This window comes from Melghirimyces thermohalophilus, from assembly GCF_900102685.1.
GTDB classification, from domain to species: Bacteria; Bacillota; Bacilli; order Thermoactinomycetales; family DSM-45169; genus Melghirimyces; species Melghirimyces thermohalophilus.
Map to the genome: position 1 here is coordinate 21,675 of NZ_FMZA01000021.1, position 18,350 is coordinate 40,024.

The 18,350-nt window shown below is 52.8% G+C and carries 22 protein-coding genes; 3 read left to right on the plus strand and 19 right to left on the minus strand.

What is annotated here, in order from left to right:
- Nucleotides 1–70 precede the first annotated feature (70 nt).
- The 5 genes from BLP91_RS14010 to BLP91_RS14030 form a co-directional block, all read right to left on the minus strand.
- Nucleotides 71–715, minus strand: a complete 645-nt coding sequence (locus tag BLP91_RS14010) for a cyclase family protein (protein WP_091572400.1) — start codon at nt 713–715, stop codon at nt 71–73.
- Complete coding sequence (zwf, locus tag BLP91_RS14015) at nt 712–2,187, minus strand: glucose-6-phosphate dehydrogenase (RefSeq protein ID WP_091572497.1); 1,476 nt, start codon at nt 2,185–2,187, stop codon at nt 712–714. Before zwf ends, BLP91_RS14010 begins: the two co-directional genes overlap by 4 nt.
- 223 nt (nt 2,188–2,410) lie before the next feature.
- A complete protein-coding gene (locus tag BLP91_RS14020) occupies nt 2,411–2,950 on the minus strand; it encodes a hypothetical protein (RefSeq protein WP_091572403.1) in 540 nt (179 codons plus the stop codon).
- Between the two features lie 57 nt (nt 2,951–3,007).
- On the minus strand, nt 3,008–4,591 hold the full coding sequence (locus BLP91_RS14025; RefSeq protein WP_091572404.1) for an acetate--CoA ligase: 1,584 nt from the start codon (nt 4,589–4,591) through the stop codon (nt 3,008–3,010).
- A 159-nt stretch (nt 4,592–4,750) separates the two neighbouring features.
- Nucleotides 4,751–4,969 carry an alpha/beta-type small acid-soluble spore protein gene (locus BLP91_RS14030; protein ID WP_091572408.1) on the minus strand — a complete coding sequence of 73 codons (219 nt, stop codon included), beginning with the start codon at nt 4,967–4,969 and terminating at the stop codon, nt 4,751–4,753.
- Nucleotides 4,970–5,182: 213 nt separating this feature from the next.
- Here BLP91_RS14030 and BLP91_RS14035 point away from each other — a divergent pair, with 213 nt between their 5' ends.
- Nucleotides 5,183–5,416, plus strand: a complete 234-nt coding sequence (locus BLP91_RS14035) for a spore coat protein CotJB (RefSeq protein ID WP_091572411.1) — start codon at nt 5,183–5,185, stop codon at nt 5,414–5,416.
- A 25-nt stretch (nt 5,417–5,441) separates the two neighbouring features.
- Here BLP91_RS14035 and BLP91_RS16800 read toward each other — a convergent pair whose 3' ends face one another.
- Nucleotides 5,442–5,603, minus strand: coding sequence for a hypothetical protein (locus BLP91_RS16800; protein WP_176757996.1), 162 nt, complete (start codon nt 5,601–5,603; stop codon nt 5,442–5,444).
- Between the two features lie 156 nt (nt 5,604–5,759).
- Nucleotides 5,760–6,200 (minus strand): hypothetical protein, encoded by a 441-nt coding sequence (locus BLP91_RS14040; protein ID WP_091572413.1) that lies wholly within the window; start codon nt 6,198–6,200, stop codon nt 5,760–5,762.
- Between the two features lie 221 nt (nt 6,201–6,421).
- Between BLP91_RS14040 and BLP91_RS14045 the strand changes: the two genes are divergently transcribed.
- A complete protein-coding gene (locus BLP91_RS14045) occupies nt 6,422–7,225 on the plus strand; it encodes a hypothetical protein (RefSeq protein ID WP_091572415.1) in 804 nt (267 codons plus the stop codon).
- A 16-nt stretch (nt 7,226–7,241) separates the two neighbouring features.
- On the opposite strand, the gene BLP91_RS14050 is transcribed toward BLP91_RS14045, so the two are convergent.
- The 11 genes from BLP91_RS14050 to BLP91_RS14105 form a co-directional block, all read right to left on the minus strand.
- Entirely contained in the window at nt 7,242–7,517 is a 276-nt protein-coding gene (locus BLP91_RS14050; RefSeq protein WP_143003562.1) for a cell division topological specificity factor MinE, read from the minus strand.
- A 37-nt stretch (nt 7,518–7,554) separates the two neighbouring features.
- Complete coding sequence (minD, locus tag BLP91_RS14055; RefSeq protein WP_091572420.1) at nt 7,555–8,355, minus strand: septum site-determining protein MinD; 801 nt, start codon at nt 8,353–8,355, stop codon at nt 7,555–7,557.
- Nucleotides 8,356–8,595: 240 nt separating this feature from the next.
- Nucleotides 8,596–8,970, minus strand: coding sequence for a YkvA family protein (locus tag BLP91_RS14060; protein ID WP_176757997.1), 375 nt, complete (start codon nt 8,968–8,970; stop codon nt 8,596–8,598).
- Between the two features lie 11 nt (nt 8,971–8,981).
- Complete coding sequence (locus tag BLP91_RS14065; protein ID WP_143003563.1) at nt 8,982–9,566, minus strand: zinc ribbon domain-containing protein; 585 nt, start codon at nt 9,564–9,566, stop codon at nt 8,982–8,984.
- A gap of 460 nt (nt 9,567–10,026) precedes the next feature.
- Entirely contained in the window at nt 10,027–11,265 is a 1,239-nt protein-coding gene (locus BLP91_RS14075; RefSeq protein ID WP_091572430.1) for an MFS transporter, read from the minus strand.
- A gap of 107 nt (nt 11,266–11,372) precedes the next feature.
- Nucleotides 11,373–11,633 (minus strand): YlbG family protein, encoded by a 261-nt coding sequence (locus tag BLP91_RS14080; RefSeq protein WP_091572433.1) that lies wholly within the window; start codon nt 11,631–11,633, stop codon nt 11,373–11,375.
- A 427-nt stretch (nt 11,634–12,060) separates the two neighbouring features.
- Nucleotides 12,061–12,483, minus strand: coding sequence for a YlbF/YmcA family competence regulator (locus BLP91_RS14090; protein WP_091572500.1), 423 nt, complete (start codon nt 12,481–12,483; stop codon nt 12,061–12,063).
- A gap of 88 nt (nt 12,484–12,571) precedes the next feature.
- A complete protein-coding gene (locus tag BLP91_RS16805) occupies nt 12,572–12,739 on the minus strand; it encodes a hypothetical protein (protein ID WP_176757998.1) in 168 nt (55 codons plus the stop codon).
- A 31-nt stretch (nt 12,740–12,770) separates the two neighbouring features.
- A complete protein-coding gene (locus tag BLP91_RS14095; RefSeq protein WP_091572438.1) occupies nt 12,771–13,739 on the minus strand; it encodes a hypothetical protein in 969 nt (322 codons plus the stop codon).
- Nucleotides 13,740–13,803: 64 nt separating this feature from the next.
- On the minus strand, nt 13,804–15,672 hold the full coding sequence (locus BLP91_RS14100) for a helicase-associated domain-containing protein (RefSeq protein ID WP_091572440.1): 1,869 nt from the start codon (nt 15,670–15,672) through the stop codon (nt 13,804–13,806).
- Nucleotides 15,673–15,677: 5 nt separating this feature from the next.
- The gene (locus tag BLP91_RS14105) at nt 15,678–17,336 is read right to left on the minus strand and encodes a DNA repair helicase XPB (protein ID WP_091572444.1); all 1,659 of its coding nucleotides are present in this window, start codon (nt 17,334–17,336) and stop codon (nt 15,678–15,680) included.
- Nucleotides 17,337–17,500: 164 nt separating this feature from the next.
- On the opposite strand from BLP91_RS14105, the gene BLP91_RS14110 reads away from it, so the two are divergent.
- Complete coding sequence (locus BLP91_RS14110; protein ID WP_091572446.1) at nt 17,501–17,971, plus strand: protease complex subunit PrcB family protein; 471 nt, start codon at nt 17,501–17,503, stop codon at nt 17,969–17,971.
- Between the two features lie 60 nt (nt 17,972–18,031).
- Here BLP91_RS14110 and BLP91_RS16810 read toward each other — a convergent pair whose 3' ends face one another.
- Complete coding sequence (locus tag BLP91_RS16810; protein ID WP_176757999.1) at nt 18,032–18,181, minus strand: hypothetical protein; 150 nt, start codon at nt 18,179–18,181, stop codon at nt 18,032–18,034.
- Nucleotides 18,182–18,350 lie beyond the last annotated feature (169 nt).

An 18,350-nucleotide genomic window follows, 5' to 3' on the forward strand; every position in this document is an offset into this window, starting at 1 on the left:
AGGCCGCCGCCTACACCGTCTTTTCCATAAAAAAGCGAGGGGATCATCACCCCTCGCTTTGCTGATGCTTTTATACGCCTGTGGCCGACAAGCCCTCAAACAAAAGCACTCGAGCTGGAGCAGCTTCTGTATCTCGCAATTTGATCGGCGCTCCCACCATGAAGTACTCTCCAGCGGGTACCTCCTTGAGTCGCAAACCTTCCACAATCAGCACCCCAGCCTGAAACAGTTTTTTGTGGGTTGGGTGTCCCGGCTGGCTCCGTTCCACACCGAGGGCATCAATCCCTACCCCTCGAACGCCGCAGGAGGCAAGAAACTCGGCGCCGTCCTCCGCCAAGAAGATAAAATCGAAATCGAAGGCATCCTCTTCGGAGTTGCGGGTTTTAAGCAGCAGGAAATCCCCTTCCCGGATCTCATACTTCTCCAGATCGGAACGGCGAATCCCTCCTTCAACATCAGTCAGGTCCACCACGCGGCAAGGACCGGTCAATGGTTTCACGTCCACTGTCTCTATGGTTCCGCCGTCGGGCAACATGTGCAGAGGAGAGTCCACATGAGTGCCCGTATGAACATCGAGATGAATCCGGGATTCCCGGGCGGAACCGGTATCGAAATCCTGGATCACTTCGATCTCCGGCTTTTTTTCAGGCTTGTTTTTGTAAACCGGCATCTCTTCATGAATGGTCATGGATACATCGTATACGCGGTAACTCATCTTTGTCTCCCTCTCAATTCTGTTAAATGCCACTGGGTTCCATCCTGTTGCAGCAATCCATCCGCCTCCTTGGGCCCCGTCGAGCCCGCTTCGTAGAAGCAAAGGCTGGACGCTTCGGAGCGGTCCCAAGCCTCCCGGATCGGATCGACAAATTTCCAGGCCAAAGCCACCTCTTCCCAGTGAGTAAAGTAGGTTCGGTCTCCCTCTAAAGCATCTCGCAGCAAACTCTCGTACGCTTCCGGGGTTTCCGTCCCGCAATCATGGCAAAAATCCATCGCAATCGGAACCACTTCCGTCTCCGTCCCCGGTTTTTTGGCATTGATTTGCAGGGACAATCCTTCTTGGGGATTGATCTTGATCACCAACAGATTGGGACCCAAGTTGTTGTCCTTATGAAAATACAGGTTGTCCGGCACACTCTTAAATTGGATCACGACCTCGGTGGTTTTTCGGTCCATCCGTTTCCCGCTCCGTATGTAAAAAGGAACCCCGGACCAGCGGAAATTATCGATATACAACCTGCCGGCCACAAAGGTTTCGTTGAGGGAATCCGTCGGAACTCCTTCCTCTTCCCGGTATCCCGGCACCTCTTTCCCATCCTGGATACCCCCGGTGTACTGGCCGCGAACCATATTTTCATCCACTGCTGTTCCGCTCCAACGCCGCAAAGAACGGAGCACCTTCACCTTTTCTTCGTGGATCGCCTCTGGTTTCAGGTGACTGGGAGGCTCCATGGCGACCAACATCACCATCTGCAGGATGTGGTTTTGCACCATATCCCGCAGAGCTCCGGCGTGATCGTAGTAGGCGACCCGGTCCTCCACCCCCACCGTTTCACTGGCTGTGATCTGGACATTGCTGATGTACTGGTTGTTCCAGATGTGCTCAAACAATGTGTTGGCAAACCGGATCACTTGAATGTTTTGGATCATTTCCTTGCCTAAGTAATGGTCGATCCGATAAATATCTTCTTCGGCAAAGGATTCTTGAATCTGATTGTTCAGCTTTTCAGCGGAGGGGTAATCGTCACCAAAGGGTTTTTCAATCACCAACCGCCTCCAACCGCTTCCCTGTGTTAAACCGTTCTCCCGGAGATGGGTCGACACCTCACCGAACAACTGAGGAGAGATCGCCAGATAGAAGAGTCGATTTTCAGGGATATCCGATTCCCGTTCCCGCATCTCCACCTGTTCCTTCAGTTGTTGATAGCCAGCCGAATCCCGTACATCGAGCGACATGTATTCAAATTTGTTGCAAAAAGATTGGAGCCCGTCCTCATCATCCACCGGGACACGGAAGTACTGATTTACAGCCTGACGAACCACCTCCCGGTATTCTTCCGGCCCTCTCTCTGAACGACCGAGGCCGATCACCTGAAAATCTTGATGAATCAACCCACTGCGGTACAACCCGTACAAAGCGGGAAGTAACTTTCTTCTGGCCAGATCCCCCGCTCCGCCAAATAAAACCATGACAAAGGGGGCCAGATGTGAATGGCTCTGATTCGACACCGTTTTTTCACTCCTGTTCCGTCGTTTCCGGTTGTTCCGGATTCCAACAGGTCCCGGTTTTCTCTCTCATCTTTCCCTCAAGGAACCCACCTCATAAAAACCATCGGGAGGGAAGACAACAAAAAGCTGTTGACCGTGAGATACCGATGTCAACAGCCTGTCGATGGTTATGACCAACGGACGGTTATTTTTCTTTTTCCGTCTGTAGGACGTTCTTGAAATCGGGGACGACCCTGCAGCCCTCGGCGGGAAAGTCCACATCCCGGCCCACTTCCCCGCTCTGATTCCAAAATTCCACGACACATTCCAAGGGTTGGGAAACCTTATCCCGGGGAGCCAGGAAGAGCGTCTCTTCCCCGGAAGCCTCCCCTTCCTTGTTAAACGTGACGTAAAAAACCGGATACCGGACCACAGTCGATGCGTCTTCAATATCGAAATATACCTCGTGGCTGATCACCAGATCGGAAATCGTGCGGGAAATCGCGTTCTCTTCTCCATCCTCCGACTGGGTGATCACCTCCACCCGGTCTTCCTGTTCATCCACCCGAATCTGTTTAGCCTGTCCAAAGACAAAGACCGCCTGTTGGTCCATATCGAGTAGACCCGCCACGACGGGAGCATGATCGGAAATCACATTTTTTAACAATCGATCAAGCCCCGGGCCTGTCATCTCTCGGACGGAAGCCTCAAAGTTGACGATATTACCATGGGGGAAAACGCGCATGTTATTCGGCTCCTTCTATACAACTCCCTAGGATTATAACTCAGCAGGGAGACTGGTTCAAGGAGTCTGCTTTTTCCGTTCTTGTTCCATCTTTCGCAATTCCACCCGCCGGATCTTGCCGCTGGTGGTTTTGGGCAGCGCGGAGACAAATTCAAGTTCACGGGGATACTTGTAGGGTGCCGTCACTTTTTTCACGTGATCCTGCAGCACCTCGATCAACTCCTGCGAGGGATGGTTCCCGCTTTTCAGAACGATAAATGCTTTAACGATAGAACCTCGCACCGGATCGGGACTGGCTACCACCGCACACTCCTGCACCGCCGGATGTTTGATGAGCGCATCCTCCACTTCAAAGGGCCCGATCGTATATCCCGAACTGATGATGATATCGTCAGAACGACCTTCAAACCAAAAATAGCCATCTTCATCCCGACGGGCCCGGTCACCGGTCAAGTACCATTCTCCTCGAAAGGCACGCTCTGTCCTCTCCTTATCTCGATAGTATCCTTTAAAGAGGGCGGGGGCATCCCGATGAACGGCGATATCTCCCACTTCTCCATCAGGGACCGGCTGACCCTCTTCATCGATCAACGTCACCCAGTTGCCAGTGGTCGGCTTGCCCATCGATCCCGGCTTTAGCTCCATCCCTTTTGTAATGCCCACCAACAGCGTATTTTCGGTCTGTCCGTACCCATCCCGAACCTCCAGATTGAAATGGTGGCGGAAGGTGTCGATCACTTCCCGATTCAAGGGTTCCCCAGCGCTGACGGCACTACGGAGATGGTTCAGCCGATAGGTGTCCAGCCGGTTCACTTTGGCCATCAAACGGTACTCCGTAGGCGTACAGCAAAGTACATTGACCTGGTAGGTTTCCATCAGCGACAGATACCGTTCAGCATCAAACCGTCCCTGATAAACAAAAGCCGTCGCCCCGCTGCCCAAGGTGGACATAAAGGGGCTCCAAACCCACTTCGCCCAGCCCGGTCCAGCGGTGGCCCACACCGTATCCCCAGGCCGAATATCCAGCCATTCCCGTGCAGCTACAGCCTGATGCGGGATCGCCCAGCTGTGATGGTGGATCACTCCTTTGGGGCCCCCGGTCGTCCCTGAGGTGTAGGAGATAAAGGCGACATCGTCGCTACGTGTGGCGGGTAAATGGATATCGTCCGCCCCTTCACCGAGGCTGGCGAGAGGCCCCCACCGATCCGTACCTTCACCGACCATCCAACCCCAGTTGAGGGAAGGACAATCACGTGCCGCCTCTTCCACGCGATCGAGCAAGCTGTGGTCAAAGATCACCGCTTTGGCTTCGGCATGTTGAATCCGGTAGGCGATATCAGCGGATCGAAGCATTTCCGAACCCGGCAACACCGCCAAGCCCGCTTTCAGTGTTCCCAAATAGGCCATATAGGCTTCCGGAATCCGGGGCAGAAGAATCATTACAGGATCTCCTTTCCTCAACCCCGCCGCGATCAACCCCCTGGCCATTCGATCGGAAGCTTCTTTTAGTTTCCGATAGGTAACCTCCCGTCGATCCCCCTTGTCATTTTCCCAACGGATCGCCACTCTCTTTTTATCATCCGCATAACGATCCACATCATGTGCCATATTGTAGTGCTCGGGAATCTTAAACATGTCCATATTCTCCCCTCCGTCGTTCCATATGGTGTGAAATTTCAGTCGACAACGCGGCCGACTAGGCACACCAGATATTTCGACAACCAACAGGCCACTTCCTTTTCCCAAAACATGTTAAAGGGCAGCGGTTTTTCCGCTGCCCCAGAACCAATTATTTACTTTTTACTTCAGACCGCCACCCATTTGTTGCTCAGCCAGAGCAACCAGACGTTTGGTGATCTCTCCACCAACGGACCCGTTGGCCCGGGAGGTGGTGTCAGCACCCAGTTGAACACCGAACTCAGAAGCGATTTCGTACTTCATTTGGTCCAGAGCTTGAGCCGCACCGGCAACCAGCAGTTGGTTGTTGTTGCGCTCGCGGTTGTTTTGTTGTTGAGGCATCCTCGGTTTCACCTCCTTGCAGATGGTACTCTTATATTGCTTTAGAACCGCGAGCCCAATGCGAGTGAAATTCTGGAATGCGATTGTTGTTTTTAAAATGGGCTGCGACTCAGGTGTCCGTTGACGGGAGCGGGACATATAATACCCAACAAAAGCCTTGGTGGCTGATCCCTGACAGATCCGGTTTCCGATCCATTCAGCGAGGTGTATCCGTTGAATCCAAATGATTATCGTTTGTTGGGAGAGCTGCAAACCGTTGATTTTCTCCTTTCGGAACTACAATTCCACTTGAACAGCCATCCCGAAGATTCCCGCGCCCAAGCTCAGCAAGAGGAGGTTCACCAACTTCGCCGCAACTTAAAAAGGGAGTACGACAAGTGTATCCACCTGTTGCACTCCGCCCAAGAACAACTGTCGATGAAAATCGATCCAAAAGATATCCTGTAATATCCTGAGCGCCACTGAGCGCTTTTTATCCTGTATCTTTAACCAGTTGGTCCCATTGCATCTTCAGATTTTCTAACTCTTCCCGTATCTTCATTTGCTCCAGAAATTCGTGACGGTCCACTGCCTGTTTATATTCTTCTCTCTTCCGGTTGTACTTCTCTCGGATCTCCAAAAGTTGGTCCTTCATAAAATGCAACACCTCTTTCACCTTGGAAATGGTGCCCGGATGGAGCTAAAAATAGGTACCCTTTTCCGGGGTGGATCAAACCCATCCAATATATATGCATTTTTCTGTCAATTATATGAGAAAAAGGCTGCCTCCTTTTCATTGTGCAGCCTTTTGTTAGTCTTGTTTATCCTTTTTTTCTCGCAACCACTCTTGACGACTTAAGTTGGATGACCGGAACACCCGGTACATTTTCGCTCCGTCAACCGCAGTCCACAAGCGGGTGCCTGCGGTGATCGATCCGTCACGGGTGAAACGGACATAATCATAATCTCGTAACTGCGTGAGCATCCCTTCCCACTGGGTTTGTGTCCCCAGATGCTCCTTAAACAATCGATAAATCTCTTCTTTGTGCATAGCAGGGCGCCCCCGGTTCTTCGATTCTGGATCCAACTGGGGATAAACCAACAATCCCCATAAAATGACCAAAGAAGCCTTTGACGCCTCATCCCAGCGATGATGCGGAGCTGAATGAGTGGGTTGGAGTGTCTCTTTTTTTACCGAAGGAAGCCTTGATGTCAAAAAGGAACTGATTTTCCGTGCGGATAACCGGGACATTCACCACACCTTCTTTCGGTTCAGTCCTGATTTTTCCATTTTCTAAGTATAATTTTTACCCTTATTCTCTTTATGTCCATCGGAAAGTATGTTTATACTAAATCAAGGCCAAAATAAGGAAAATGATATGGACATCATTGCCAATATTTTTGAATGGAAAAGGCCTTTTCTTTTCTGTTATATTATTCATTATAGAAAGTTTAGACAGGGGAGGGATAAAAATGTTAGATACGAAAAAAGGAAAATACACCCACGAGGAAAATGAACGGATAATTCAGAAAATTAATGATGATTTTGCCCAGGGGATTCGGGAGAAAGAGACGCTGAAGGAGTTGTCCCGGGAATTGAACCGCGGTTTTGCCGGCATTATGTCCCACGTGAGAAAACTGCGCAATCAGTTTCCCGATCGATTTCCCGCCAAACAAAAGGCTAACCGGTCCCGAAATGACCGTATGAACAGCTGGACCGAGGCGGAGGAACAGCTGGTCATTGAAACAGTCAACCGACACCTGGAGCAGGGAAAACCTCTTTCAACTGCCATCTCCGAACTGGAACGACAGCTCAAACGGACACAAGGGGCCATTTACCAGCGAATTTACAATTTACGCCATAAGTACCCGGAACGCTTTAAACACATACCCCAACCTCGTCCCAGAGGTCGGAGGCGACTCAAGCCGTGGCAGATTGAATCGTCTCCGAGCCAACAAGGAGAGGGAAGCCACTCTGAACCTCACACGACGCCTATCCAGGGGGAAATCGCCGCTTCCCTAGAGCCGTCCGATCCCGCCTCCCTCCCAGGGAGGAACAAGATCCCTACCCCCTCTGAAGAAGAAATGGTGCTGAAAGCCTTCGAAAAGCGGTACGGTAAACTGAACAACGCCGCACGTAAAAAAATGCGGGCGTTGATACAGGAATACGGAGGGACACGGGTGTCCATCGCCTTGTTCACCCTTTCCGAGGACAAAGAGTTTCCCGCCTTCATCCTTCGTTTTTTGCACGATCATTTGGAACGGAACCGCCTGTAAGTGTAAAAGCGCGGGTTTATGAACCCGCGCTTTTTTCCTCTTCCCGTTCTTCTCGCAATCGGACGGGAATGCTCGCATTTAAGACGGTGGTATTATCCCGCTGACGAGATTGGGGGCGAATCTCCACCTGTCCCACCACATCGTAGCCAAATTCATCACAAAGCTCAATCAACCGGCCCTGAAACTTTTTCAATTTGCGTTCGTCGATATCGGATCGTTGATAACTGAGCACCAGAGACAAGCGGTCATCCGCTGTAGCTGCCGTTGGCCGCTCCTTCTCCTTATTAAACATATTTAAAAAAACCACTTGAGTTCACCTCGTCATTTGATCAGGCGATGTGAAAGATCCGTTTGATTCGACTGATCAGGGTTGGCTCCTCCAGCTCGATAAAAGGGATATCCTCCCCATTTAAACGGCGGGCAATATTGTCGAAGGCTTGTCCTGCCATCGACTTATCATCCAGAACCACCGGTTCACCGGTGTTGGAGGAGCGGATGATCCGCCGGTCTTCCGGCACGATGCCCACTAGATTAATTGCCAGGTGATTCTGTACCCTTTCCACGCTCAACATGTCTCCATCTTTCACCATGCCCGGCTGTACACGGTTGACCACTAGATCGATCTGATCCAGATTGGCCGACTCCAGCAACCCGATCACCCGATCCGAATCTCGGACCGAGGGAATCTCGGGGTTGACCACCAGGATCGCCTGATCAGCTGGCGCAATCGCATTTCGGAATCCCCCTTCGATTCCCGCAGGCGAATCGATCAGGATGAACTCAAATTCTTCGCGGAGCTCGTCCACCAGTTGTTTGACCTGGGCCGGGGTGACCTCCTCTTTGTACCGTGTCTGAGCAGCTGGCAGCAGGGCCAAGTTGTCATATTCCTTGTGGCGGACCAACGACTGGCGCAACTTACTCGTCCCCTCAACCACATCCAGCAAATCATAGACGATCCGGTTTTCCAGACCCAACATCAGATCTAATTTCCGAAGGCCGATATCTGTATCCATCACACAGACTTTTCGGCCCAATTTAGCCAATGCCAGTCCCACCGAGGCGACAGTCGTTGATTTTCCTACACCACCCTTGCCGCTGGTCACAGTAATCGCCACGGATTTCTGCTTCATAACTCGTTACCCCTTTCCCAAAGCCTTGACCTTATCTATCTAAAACAACGTAAACCCACAGCCCTGGGGACGATACCTTTCTAAGCCCAGTAATATGGGCCGTCTCCGCCACCACGGCCTGATATTCGCTAAATTTTTCAACGATTCCGCTTTCCTGACATCAATCTACACGTTTCACTATTTATTGTAGCAGAAGTTTTGGGGCAAAAGAAGAGATTGGTTAAAATTCCTGATTTATCCCTATTCTTTTCCTTTTTCGCGGATGCGATGTTCATAATGGGCCATTTCGTCGCTCAAAAACTTCCACACCATCGCTACCGCAGCCGCATCGTCCACATATCCCACCCCCGGCAGCAGGTCTGGAATCACATCTGCCGGCAGGATAAAATAAAGCAGCGCTGCTCCAGCCAACGCTTTTTTGGCCCGATGGGTTTCCGGGTCGCGAAAATAGTGATAAAGAAGTTTTAATTTGTCGATCACGCGTTCAATCCCACCGACACGCCGGACTTTGTCGTTGAATTCGTCGAGGATTTTCCGTTTTCCTTCCGGTGTGACGGCTTGACTTTTGAGCGGCTTAAGGAATCTTTCCACCTTCTGGTTCAGGTTGGAAGCCATGAACATCCCCCTCAATCATGGTAAACATGTTTATGGCAGTGGGGACAAAAAACGGTGTCTTCTTCCACCCGATCACCGCAGTGAGGACAGATAAAAATCGCTTCTCCTTCCACCCAGCCATTAGAAGGCGTCTTTGGCTGTTCATCTGCTTTTTCCAAGCTCCTGTTGCTCCTTCTGCTGCGTGAACCCAGCATCGGTTCTTTCCCTTTCTCCTCCTCCGAAGCTTCCTGTACGGCCTTCGACTCTTCGTCAGTGGAAGCGGGAATTTGCTCCGCTTCCTCCTTCCATTCGGAGGATCGTTCCTTTTCCTCTTTTTTCAACTGCTCCAATGTCTCTTCCATCTCTGCGATTTTCTCCCGAACTTCTCGTATCTGATTTAACGTGGCTCGGGTGAGATCGGTCAATTCCAACTGTTGTTTTCGTTCCCAGTAACGATAGATTTCCCTGCCGAGCCGACGATACAGATCCTCTTCATTTTCCTTGGTACTGCGGAGCAACAGACTGATCCGGCTGATGTCCAACACTTTTTTGGACCTTTGGCTGGTGGTCTCCAGCCCCTTTTCCAACTTATCTTTCAATCCCGTCCACAAACCCAATGCGATCCGCTCCTCCAATTAGTGACTGTGCTTTTATTTTACGATGAATTCACCTCTCCTTCCATAGGGAACCCGATTTCCTGGCAAGAAAAAAGCCCCTTTGCGGGGCAAAAACGTTAAAAATCATCAGGTCCGGGACCAAAACCGGGACCCGGTCCAAATTCTGGTCCAGGGCCCGGTCCAAATTCTGGTCCAGGGCCCGGTCCAAATTCAGGATCGAACCCGGGGCCAGGTGGTGGAGGTGGCGGTGGAGGCGGCGGACCTAGGATTCCCCTCGGTCCTCTCGGGCCTCGCGGACCAAAACCTCTCCGCCCGATTCTACCCAGGAACCTTTTTCCCAAGAATCCAATCATCGATGTCCCTCCCGTCTGAAGAGTCCGTGGGTCAATCTCATTCTATGCTAGAACCCTCTTCAGAGAGTGGGACACCCTCCTTCGGTCAGGTGTGGATTTTTCAACCATCACCGAGCCGAGGGTAATTTTCGCGATACGGAGCGGTGGGCTTCCTGGTGGTGCTGACTCGGACGGATCAATCCCTTTCTCAGTACCATAGCCCCGCTGATCAACAGGATCGCGGTCATGATAAACAAACCCCGGATCCCGATCACACCGGACAGGTACCCTCCCGTGATCGGACCCAGCATATTGCCCAGGAAGGTGGCGCTGGTGCTGTAACCGTAAGCCGTGCTTTCTTTCCCCTGGGGGGCTTTGCTGCGGATCAAAGAGTTAAGAGAGGGAAGCAACCCGCCCACGCACAACCCCAGCAAAAAGCGGAGGATTAAAAGCTGCCATACGGAGGTCACCATGGCATGGGGAATAAAGAAAACAGCAGCCCCCAGCATGGCAAAGAAGAGCACCTGCTCAGACCCATACCGGTCACCGAGCCGTCCCAACCGCGGGGCGGCAAGCATATTGGCCAAACCGGTGACTGCGGTCACCAAACCGGCAAAAAAGGCGAGATAGCCACCAGGTGCCCCCAATTGGTCCACAAACAAGGACATTTGAGGCATCGGTGCCAGCATGGCGAACTGCAACATAAAACCGACGGAAAACAAGATCAACAGCGGTTTTTGATGCAAAATCTCCGATACTTCTTTGAAAAAACCGGCCCGCTCTTTTTTCGGATCAGGCTTCTTCTCTTCCTTGACCGAATAGGTTACCACCAGGGTGGCCAGGCCGATCATCACTGCGGTCAGGTAAAAGATCGTCTTGTAGTCCACCACTTCCGCCATCAGTCCCCCGAAAAAGGGACCCATGATATTCCCCGCCACCGCGCCGGACTGGAGCAAGCCCAGGGCATATCCGGTCCGCTCTTTCGGCGTATTGGTGGCCACTAGAGAAATCGCAGCGGGTATGAATCCGGAGATGGTTCCGTTGAGTAGACGAAGCAGCAGCAACTGCAGCGGGCTGGTAGCCAACCCCATCAAAAAGATCACCACGGTCATGCCGTAGCCCGAGCGAAGAACCATGATCTTACGGCCCACTTTGTCAGCCAAGCTCCCCCATATTGGAGCCACCAAAAAGGCGGACAAAAAGTTGACGCCGAAAATCAGCCCAGACCAAAGCTGAGTCTTCTCAGGATCCGTCACCCCCATCTCCTGCAAGTAGAGAGGGAGGAACGGGATGATCATACTCATGGCACCCATCACCAGAAACTCAGATGCCATCAAAATGTAGAGATTTCGCTTCCATGTTTCCATTGGCTCCAGTCACTCCCTCCCCAAATTTTTCTCTCAACGTTTATTTCGTTAAACGAAATAAGGCACCAAAAAAACTGCCTCCTCGAAGACAAGGCAGCGAACATCCATCATGAATGCTTTAATCGGTCAGGTTTATGAAATTCAGTCGCCAGTTCCCGGCGGTGCGAACGATCGATCCGGGTGACGAAGGGCATCCGTTCCATTTGGCGGATGATTTGATCCGCCTGTTTGCCATCAACGTAGAGAAACACATATTTCAACCGCTTGGAAACGTAGTGAATGTTACCCAAACGCCCCAGCGCGCGTGCCGCCTTGAGATCCTTGACCCAAACAGCTAAACCCAGCCGTTCTGCGATCTCAACAGACATAAAGAAATACCCCTTTTCTCGGTTCGGTCAAAGCACAGCAAAGTCGCTTTTCCGGGCACAGAAAACAACGAGACGACATTCACACACTCAATTATACCATAGCGAACAACTTTTTACAGCCCCGCCGGAGAAGTTGATACCCTGTTGTCAGGGGTGGATAAAGTGTCCAACGGGAACAACAATTGATCAATCGGCTGCAAGGCGCGGGCTTTCACGATGTGGAATGGAGGAAATACGCGGAGCTTGTGGTTTTTATATTCAAACCGGATTCGAGAACAGAGCCGCTCAAGCGACTCGTCCCTTTATCCGGAATACGGATTTCACCTTTGAGTGCCAGTTGGTTCGCTGGACGCCAGATCGCTTCCGATTCCGGGTCCCTTCGGGAAAAAGCACTTGCTGCGGAAGGCGTTGTCCCGATTGCATTCTGTTAGCCGCAACTCTTCCGTTTGGCCCGGTTGGCTTTTCTCAACTCCCGCGGATCGTTGATCGGTACTTTAATCGAGTCGGAAACGGAGTGAGCCAAGGTACGGCTGACTTCGCCCAACAGGCGGTCCAATTTCTCCTCCAGTTCCAGATAGGCCCCGATCTTCGGATGTTTCCTCATTTCGGCGAGGAACTCTTTTGCTTCATTCTTTGCCCGGTGATAATCCGGGTGAAAATGGCCGAAACGCTGACTTTCCTCAAAGAGCTCCTTCTTCCGTTGAAACTCCCGAATCAGCCGTTGTGCCTCCGGATCTTCCTGCACCTCTTGTTTTAACTTCAGATATCGGTTCACCTCTTCGGATTCCTTGATCCGATCCGCCAATTTATACGTCTCAAGCAAGAGCTCGGTCATATCGACTGCACTCATGTCAATCCCTCCGACTCCATCATAACATATGCCCGCCACATACATAAAAAAGCTCCCCTTCCATCTCGGAGGGAAAGCGGAGAGGTCTTCAGACCACTCCTTTTCGAAGGGATCTGGGGGCACGACCGTTGACCGCCTGTTCCACTTTGCTGTCGATGATCTCCGGAGTCCAAGCGGGTCGGGTATCCACTTTTTTTCTCTTTTTAAACTTTCCCTTCGCATTGATCGGCTCATCATTCCGCTGTTTATTGATCAAAACGCTACACCGCCTTTTTATCGCTATCGTTTTATTCTCCAACTCCCTTGACGGCGTCCCGGCGGATATGAAGCAAACGCAACGCCACCAGAAACAGATGCTTATGCTCCACGATGATGTGCCCCAAAATGTCGCTGGCCTCATCCGGGTCCGTCGTATCGAGACGAAACACCAATACAAACAGTTCTTCATGAAAGACAGTGGTCACCATATATTCATAAGGGTATGCTTCATTCTGGGAAACGATGTCGTCTCCTGTGACCCAGCTCTCGATTTCGGGCGAATCAGAATCTTCCTCCTGGTGAAAGACCGGGACGAAGCGGGCCCCGGCGGAGCCGATCCGTCTCAGCTCCTTCCCCGCCGACTCGTAGCAGGCGACGGCGACACACTTGATATCCAGCTCCTTGAGCAGGCGCTCCATCAACAGGTGGGAATCCACCGGGTCTTCCCCCTGAAACAGGACATCGTACAGGCGCACTTCACTCCGCATTTTGCTGGCGAGACGCAAAGCATATTCTGCTTCCCGTTGTGCCCCATGCAATTGATCCTGCAGCTTTTCCTTTTTCTGTTCCAGCTTTTCCAGACGTGATTCCAGCTTTTCCTTCCATGCCCCCTTCTCCTTCCTCTGTTCCCATTCCTGCCGTTCCACAAACTGTTTCCGGTTAAAGATGTATTCGCCGAAGGGACTGTAGAAATAGGAACCCCGTTCACAGATTTTGCGGGAGGCAGACTGACCGAGGACGATGACGATCAATGCTATATAAACTAATGCCACCGCCGGAGCCGCCGCCCAGACCTGCCGGAAGTCTCCGTTGAACACCGGTGTGAAAAAAAGTACTGTCACTAATGCAGCCCCGTACCGAAACCATTGTCCCACTCTACCTGTCCACATCACGGCAGAAGCGATAAAGGCCCCGACAAACTTCCATACAAAATCCCCCGAGAAACGGGGAGGCGAGGCCGGATTTGGGGTTTCCGGATGTTGAGGCATCGGTTGCATGCGCTTCCCTCCCCTGTATCCATTCGACCTTGGATGGGGATTCCCTGCCTTCTCTTCCGCTTTTTTAAAACAGCTCTTTCCATGGGGCCAGTAGTCGGACTGCCGATATCTCCTCCAATGAAAACCTCTGGTTTCCACCCAGCTCATCCTGTCCATCCACCATCCAACGGTCCCCGTCCCGAAATACCGTCACCGGTGTCAGTCGGATCGGATCCCCGTCACCCGGGGCACAGAGGAGGTCCAGCTCCATTTGAATCGCCTGTTTGATCAGCTGGCGCAGAGTGGAAGGGTGATAAGGGCGAAGCCCTTCCGTCCACACCTTGGGTAATTGTTTAAAACCGGGCACCGCCTCCTCCAAAGCGGGGTAATGCCCGTCCACCAAAAGGGGCTCCTCCTGCCCTTCCGTAAAAACGGGCTGCGCCGCCGGCTCGTTTTTCCACCAAGGGGTTTCTCCCGGCGGTTCGATCACCGGCGTGCCCCGGTCACTCCATCCCTTCCGAACGGATTCGATCTGCGATTGCGGAACCCGGTATAACCCGTCGGCGAGACTCTCCAAGCCCCACGCAGCCCGGTCTTCATCGGACAGACGGTGGTGGGATCCAGGCGGCAAGCGGAGCAGCCACGCCTCCTCCAGCACAGGGTGACCACCCCCCGCCCAGCGGATGAGACTCTCCCGCACATTTTGCGGCGGTGGGTAACCGGAAATCTCCTGCAGCAATTCCATCATTTCGTCTGCGGATATGCCTCGCTCCGCTCCACGCCGAACCGAGGAAGCGGTCAAAGCATAGACGGAGAGCTGGTCCCCGCCCATGTCATCGGCAAATTGAGCCAGCAAAAACCGACGATACAGCGAAAAAAACGGAGGCAACAGCACTTCAAAATCGGGCTTCACGTAACCTTTCATCTCCGGAATCTCCGGCCCTGCCGGGGGGGACCAGGGCGTCCAGCGCCAATAGCGATGCCCCCGGTATGTCCCGCGTTCCACCCAGCCCATGGTATCCAGGGGGGCGAGCCAACGCTCTTCCGCCTCCTCCACAACAGCGGGAAGCTTACGGGCATCTCCGATCACCTCCAGCCATCCCAGACAGGTGTCCCTCCAGCGAGCCCATCCCTCAGAGTGGGCAGTCATTCGCCACCACAGTCCGTCCCAGCCAGGACGGTCTTCCAACAAAACCGTCTCCGTCAACTGAAACAATTGGGCGATGCGGCTATCCCAGGACAACCCCAACCATCCTTCCAGGCAATCGGGATCAGCCCGCCATTTTCCCTTTTCCTCCCGCAAGAATCCCAGCCGGGCGGCGAAGTCCGCCATCAACTGGAGGGCGGCGGAGCCGGTCCCGCCTCCCCACAGGGAGAGGTTGAGCCCTCTATCATCCAGATCCAACTCCGCTTCCAATTTCCGTTCCACCGGACGCGCCACCCTTTGCTCCCGGGTCAGAGGAATCCCTCCCTGCTCCAACTGAACGGCAAATTGAAACAGAGGGTCCCACAGCCCGCGGGAGCTCTCCTTTTCCGGACGGATCGGGGGTTGTTCCCGCTGGGAGGAAGCTTCGCTCTTCGCGGCGAGACAAGCCCGCCGGATCTCCCTGGGACACCAATATACCCACTCCCCGAATTCCTTCCGGATGCGAAACAGAAGGCCGCGACGACGCAGAAGGATACATGCAGTTCGCAAGCAGGCGGGAGATAAGGAGGGATGATTCAACTCTGCCATCCCCTCCGGCAGCCATCGGTCCCCTCGAGGAAGGATCAACTCATCGAGAAGAATCTGCTCCCAAGGATGGAAGCCTTTTGCCGTCCCTCCTCTCAACATCCACTGTATGATCGCCTCCGCAAGGGAAGTCGGGTCGTTCCTGCAGCTGTAATGATCCGCCAACCGCTGGCGTGCCTCATGCTTCAATTTTTGCAGACATTGGATCAACGACGGTTTCATCGGGGTCACTCCCATGCTTCAAAATCTTGCACATCGTATCGATAACCCTGTTCCACTAAAAACAGTTGCCGCTGAAGAGCATACTCCTGATCCAGGGTGTCCCTGGAGACCACATGGTAAAAATGTGCTTCATTCTCTCCTTTTTTCGGTCGTAAAATCCGGCCCAGCCGCTGCGCCTCCTCCTGACGGGAGCCGAAGGCGCCGGAAAGTTGAACCGCCACTCCGGCATCCGGCAGATCCACGGCGAAATTGGCCACTTTGGAGACGACTAGCACCGGTTCATCTCCGCTTCGAAACCGGTCAAACCAAATCTCCCTTTCCGATTGCGGCGTCTGACCTGTGATCAGTGGGAGACTTAACTGAGTCGCCACCTGCCTCAATTGATCCAGATATTGACCGATAACCAAAATCTTATGATCCCGGTGACGGTGAAGAATCTTTTTCAACACGTTGATTTTTAGCGGATTTTCCGCCGCGATCCGGTATTTTTTCTTTTTAGGTGCCCGCTGGTATTGCTGTCGCAAACCCGGTTTCAACGGGGTTCGGATTTCCGTGCAGGCAGCCTGAGCGATCCACCCCCGGGACTCCAACTCTTTCCAGGGAACTTCAAATTTCTTGGGGCCGATCAGGGAGAAGACGTCCTCTTCCCGACCGTCCTCTCGAACCAGGGTCGCAGTCAGTCCCAACCGGCGACGGGCTTGAATGTCAGCGGTGGCCCGAAACACCGGTGCTGGGAGCAGGTGCACCTCATCATAGATCACCAGTCCCCAATCCCTCTCTTCAAACAGCTTCATATGGGTAAAGGGATCCCGCTTTCCCGAACGGTGGGTCAAAATTTGATACGTGGCCACCGTGACCGGGCGAACTTCTTTTTTATCCCCTGTATAAACCCCCACCTGCTCTGCCGTAAGATCGGTCTTGTCCAGCAATTCCCGAATCCACTGTTGTACCGATGTGGTATTGGGGGTAAGAATCAGGGTCGCTTTTCCCACTTTCTCCATCACCGACAAGCCGATCACTGTTTTTCCGGCACCACAGGGAAGGACCAACACGCCGTTACCTCCAGTTACATCCCCTCGGCGATGGAAATTTTCTACCGCACGCCGCTGATAGTCCCGCAAATGGGTAGTTTCTTTCAACTGCAAAGAAAGGGGTTCTCCCCGGGTATACCCGGCCCGGTCTTCCACTGGATACCCCAGCCGGATCAGCTCCTGTTTGACCCACCCCCGCAACTCAGAGGGAACAGCAAATGTACCCCGCCCCAAAAAAGTCATGCGATCCCTCCAAGGGCGGCTTTTCCTCATTTTTTGGGAGAGGGCGGCATCAGCGACAGACAGGATCAATTGTTTCTCCTTCGAGGTTAAAGTGACGAGACCGCACCGTCCCATCTTCTCTTCTACTTGCCGCTTGAGGGAAGCAGGCAGGCCAAATTTGCTCTCTTCCTCCAGAAAGCCCACCGCTTCCTGAACCGTCCACCCCGCCGACACCGCATTCCACAACGAGAGCGGCGTAATTCGGTAAGTGTGGAGGTGGTCCGGCGTTTTGACCAGCTCAGCCAGATTGGACAGCCGATCGCGCACCTCAGGAAAAGCGGGATGATCCGCCTCTAAGAGAACCACACCATCCCCTTGTACAATCATGGGGCGATCCGGACAAAATTTCATCGAGTACCCCCCTTTTCCGTCTTATTCTTTTACGGATAAAGGGGAAACATGACAACTGGCGAATATCTATGGTAAAATACGGACAAAATGGCATCAAAAGATTTGCAACTTTTTTCTGCCCACTCCCGTCCATATATTAACTTCACATAACGGGAGGCACTGAAATGCATAACTGGAAGGTGGCCCTTCTCATGATGATGATCGTCGCGTTGATCGGAGCCGGTGGCTGCACTCCTTTTTTCGCATCGGATGATGCCAAGGCCAGAGAACCGGACGGTGATGGCGCGTCCCTCTCCTTCCAAGAGGAATCGGCGGAAAAACTTCCTGAGGCTGTGAAAAAGATACGGTCCGAAGTGATGGCTGCGGACAGCGAAAAGTTGTCTCATCGGGAAGTTCGCTCCGGCGACCGTACCTATTTAATTCTTTCCCTCGGTCAGCGACCGACCGGAGGTTATGCCATCCAGGTGGAAAAAGTGGTACGGAAAGGGGATACCATCCAGGTGATCGCCGAAGAATCCCCCCCTCCCAAAGGCAGCTTCAACACACAGGTGATCACACAACCGACTACTGTCATCTCCCTTGAAACACCTGATGAGGAAGTCCAATACCGTTACCGGTTGAAGGAATCCCCCTGACCCGAAGGAAAAAGCCCTGTGCTTGGTGCGCAGGGCTTTTTCATGGATAATCCAAAAACGTTACAAGGCCTGATCTTTTCTTCCCGGTTTAGGGTCCCGCCGCTCTGGGGGCTTGCCCCGATCCGGCTGTTCCGGGGAAGTCGTAATCGGCTCCCGAGGCGTCGTAATTTCCGGCTCCCGTCGCGGCGATCCAATTTCGGGTATGCGCATATATCTTCCTCCTTGATGGATGGTATCATTAGTGTACCCGCGTTCCTCCTCGCTACCCGACCGCCGCTGCATATGAAAAAAATCCCTCCCCTTTATGGACGAGCCTCCATTTTTTATACACTTGAGAAAAAATCGGATTGATGTACCGCAACCACCTGGATGTGAGAGC

What these genes read in the sequence shown, in the direction of transcription:
- BLP91_RS14010 (WP_091572400.1), bottom strand. Translation starts at nt 715, where the DNA reads ATGAGTTACCGCGTATACGATGTATCCATGACCATTCATGAAGAGATG.
- zwf (WP_091572497.1), bottom strand. Translation starts at nt 2,187, where the DNA reads ATGGTTTTATTTGGCGGAGCGGGGGATCTGGCCAGAAGAAAGTTACTT.
- BLP91_RS14020 (WP_091572403.1), bottom strand. Translation starts at nt 2,950, where the DNA reads ATGCGCGTTTTCCCCCATGGTAATATCGTCAACTTTGAGGCTTCCGTC.
- BLP91_RS14025 (WP_091572404.1), bottom strand. Translation starts at nt 4,591, where the DNA reads ATGGACATGTTTAAGATTCCCGAGCACTACAATATGGCACATGATGTG.
- BLP91_RS14030 (WP_091572408.1), bottom strand. Translation starts at nt 4,969, where the DNA reads ATGCCTCAACAACAAAACAACCGCGAGCGCAACAACAACCAACTGCTG.
- BLP91_RS16800 (WP_176757996.1), bottom strand. Translation starts at nt 5,603, where the DNA reads ATGAAGGACCAACTTTTGGAGATCCGAGAGAAGTACAACCGGAAGAGA.
- BLP91_RS14040 (WP_091572413.1), bottom strand. Translation starts at nt 6,200, where the DNA reads ATGTCCCGGTTATCCGCACGGAAAATCAGTTCCTTTTTGACATCAAGG.
- BLP91_RS14045 (WP_091572415.1), top strand. Translation starts at nt 6,422, where the DNA reads ATGTTAGATACGAAAAAAGGAAAATACACCCACGAGGAAAATGAACGG.
- BLP91_RS14050 (WP_143003562.1), bottom strand. Translation starts at nt 7,517, where the DNA reads ATGTTTAATAAGGAGAAGGAGCGGCCAACGGCAGCTACAGCGGATGAC.
- minD (WP_091572420.1), bottom strand. Translation starts at nt 8,355, where the DNA reads ATGAAGCAGAAATCCGTGGCGATTACTGTGACCAGCGGCAAGGGTGGT.
- BLP91_RS14060 (WP_176757997.1), bottom strand. Translation starts at nt 8,970, where the DNA reads ATGGCTTCCAACCTGAACCAGAAGGTGGAAAGATTCCTTAAGCCGCTC.
- BLP91_RS14075 (WP_091572430.1), bottom strand. Translation starts at nt 11,265, where the DNA reads ATGGAAACATGGAAGCGAAATCTCTACATTTTGATGGCATCTGAGTTT.
- BLP91_RS14080 (WP_091572433.1), bottom strand. Translation starts at nt 11,633, where the DNA reads ATGTCTGTTGAGATCGCAGAACGGCTGGGTTTAGCTGTTTGGGTCAAG.
- BLP91_RS14090 (WP_091572500.1), bottom strand. Translation starts at nt 12,483, where the DNA reads ATGAGTGCAGTCGATATGACCGAGCTCTTGCTTGAGACGTATAAATTG.
- BLP91_RS14095 (WP_091572438.1), bottom strand. Translation starts at nt 13,739, where the DNA reads ATGCAACCGATGCCTCAACATCCGGAAACCCCAAATCCGGCCTCGCCT.
- BLP91_RS14100 (WP_091572440.1), bottom strand. Translation starts at nt 15,672, where the DNA reads ATGAAACCGTCGTTGATCCAATGTCTGCAAAAATTGAAGCATGAGGCA.
- BLP91_RS14105 (WP_091572444.1), bottom strand. Translation starts at nt 17,336, where the DNA reads ATGAAATTTTGTCCGGATCGCCCCATGATTGTACAAGGGGATGGTGTG.
- BLP91_RS14110 (WP_091572446.1), top strand. Translation starts at nt 17,501, where the DNA reads ATGCATAACTGGAAGGTGGCCCTTCTCATGATGATGATCGTCGCGTTG.
- BLP91_RS16810 (WP_176757999.1), bottom strand. Translation starts at nt 18,181, where the DNA reads ATGCGCATACCCGAAATTGGATCGCCGCGACGGGAGCCGGAAATTACG.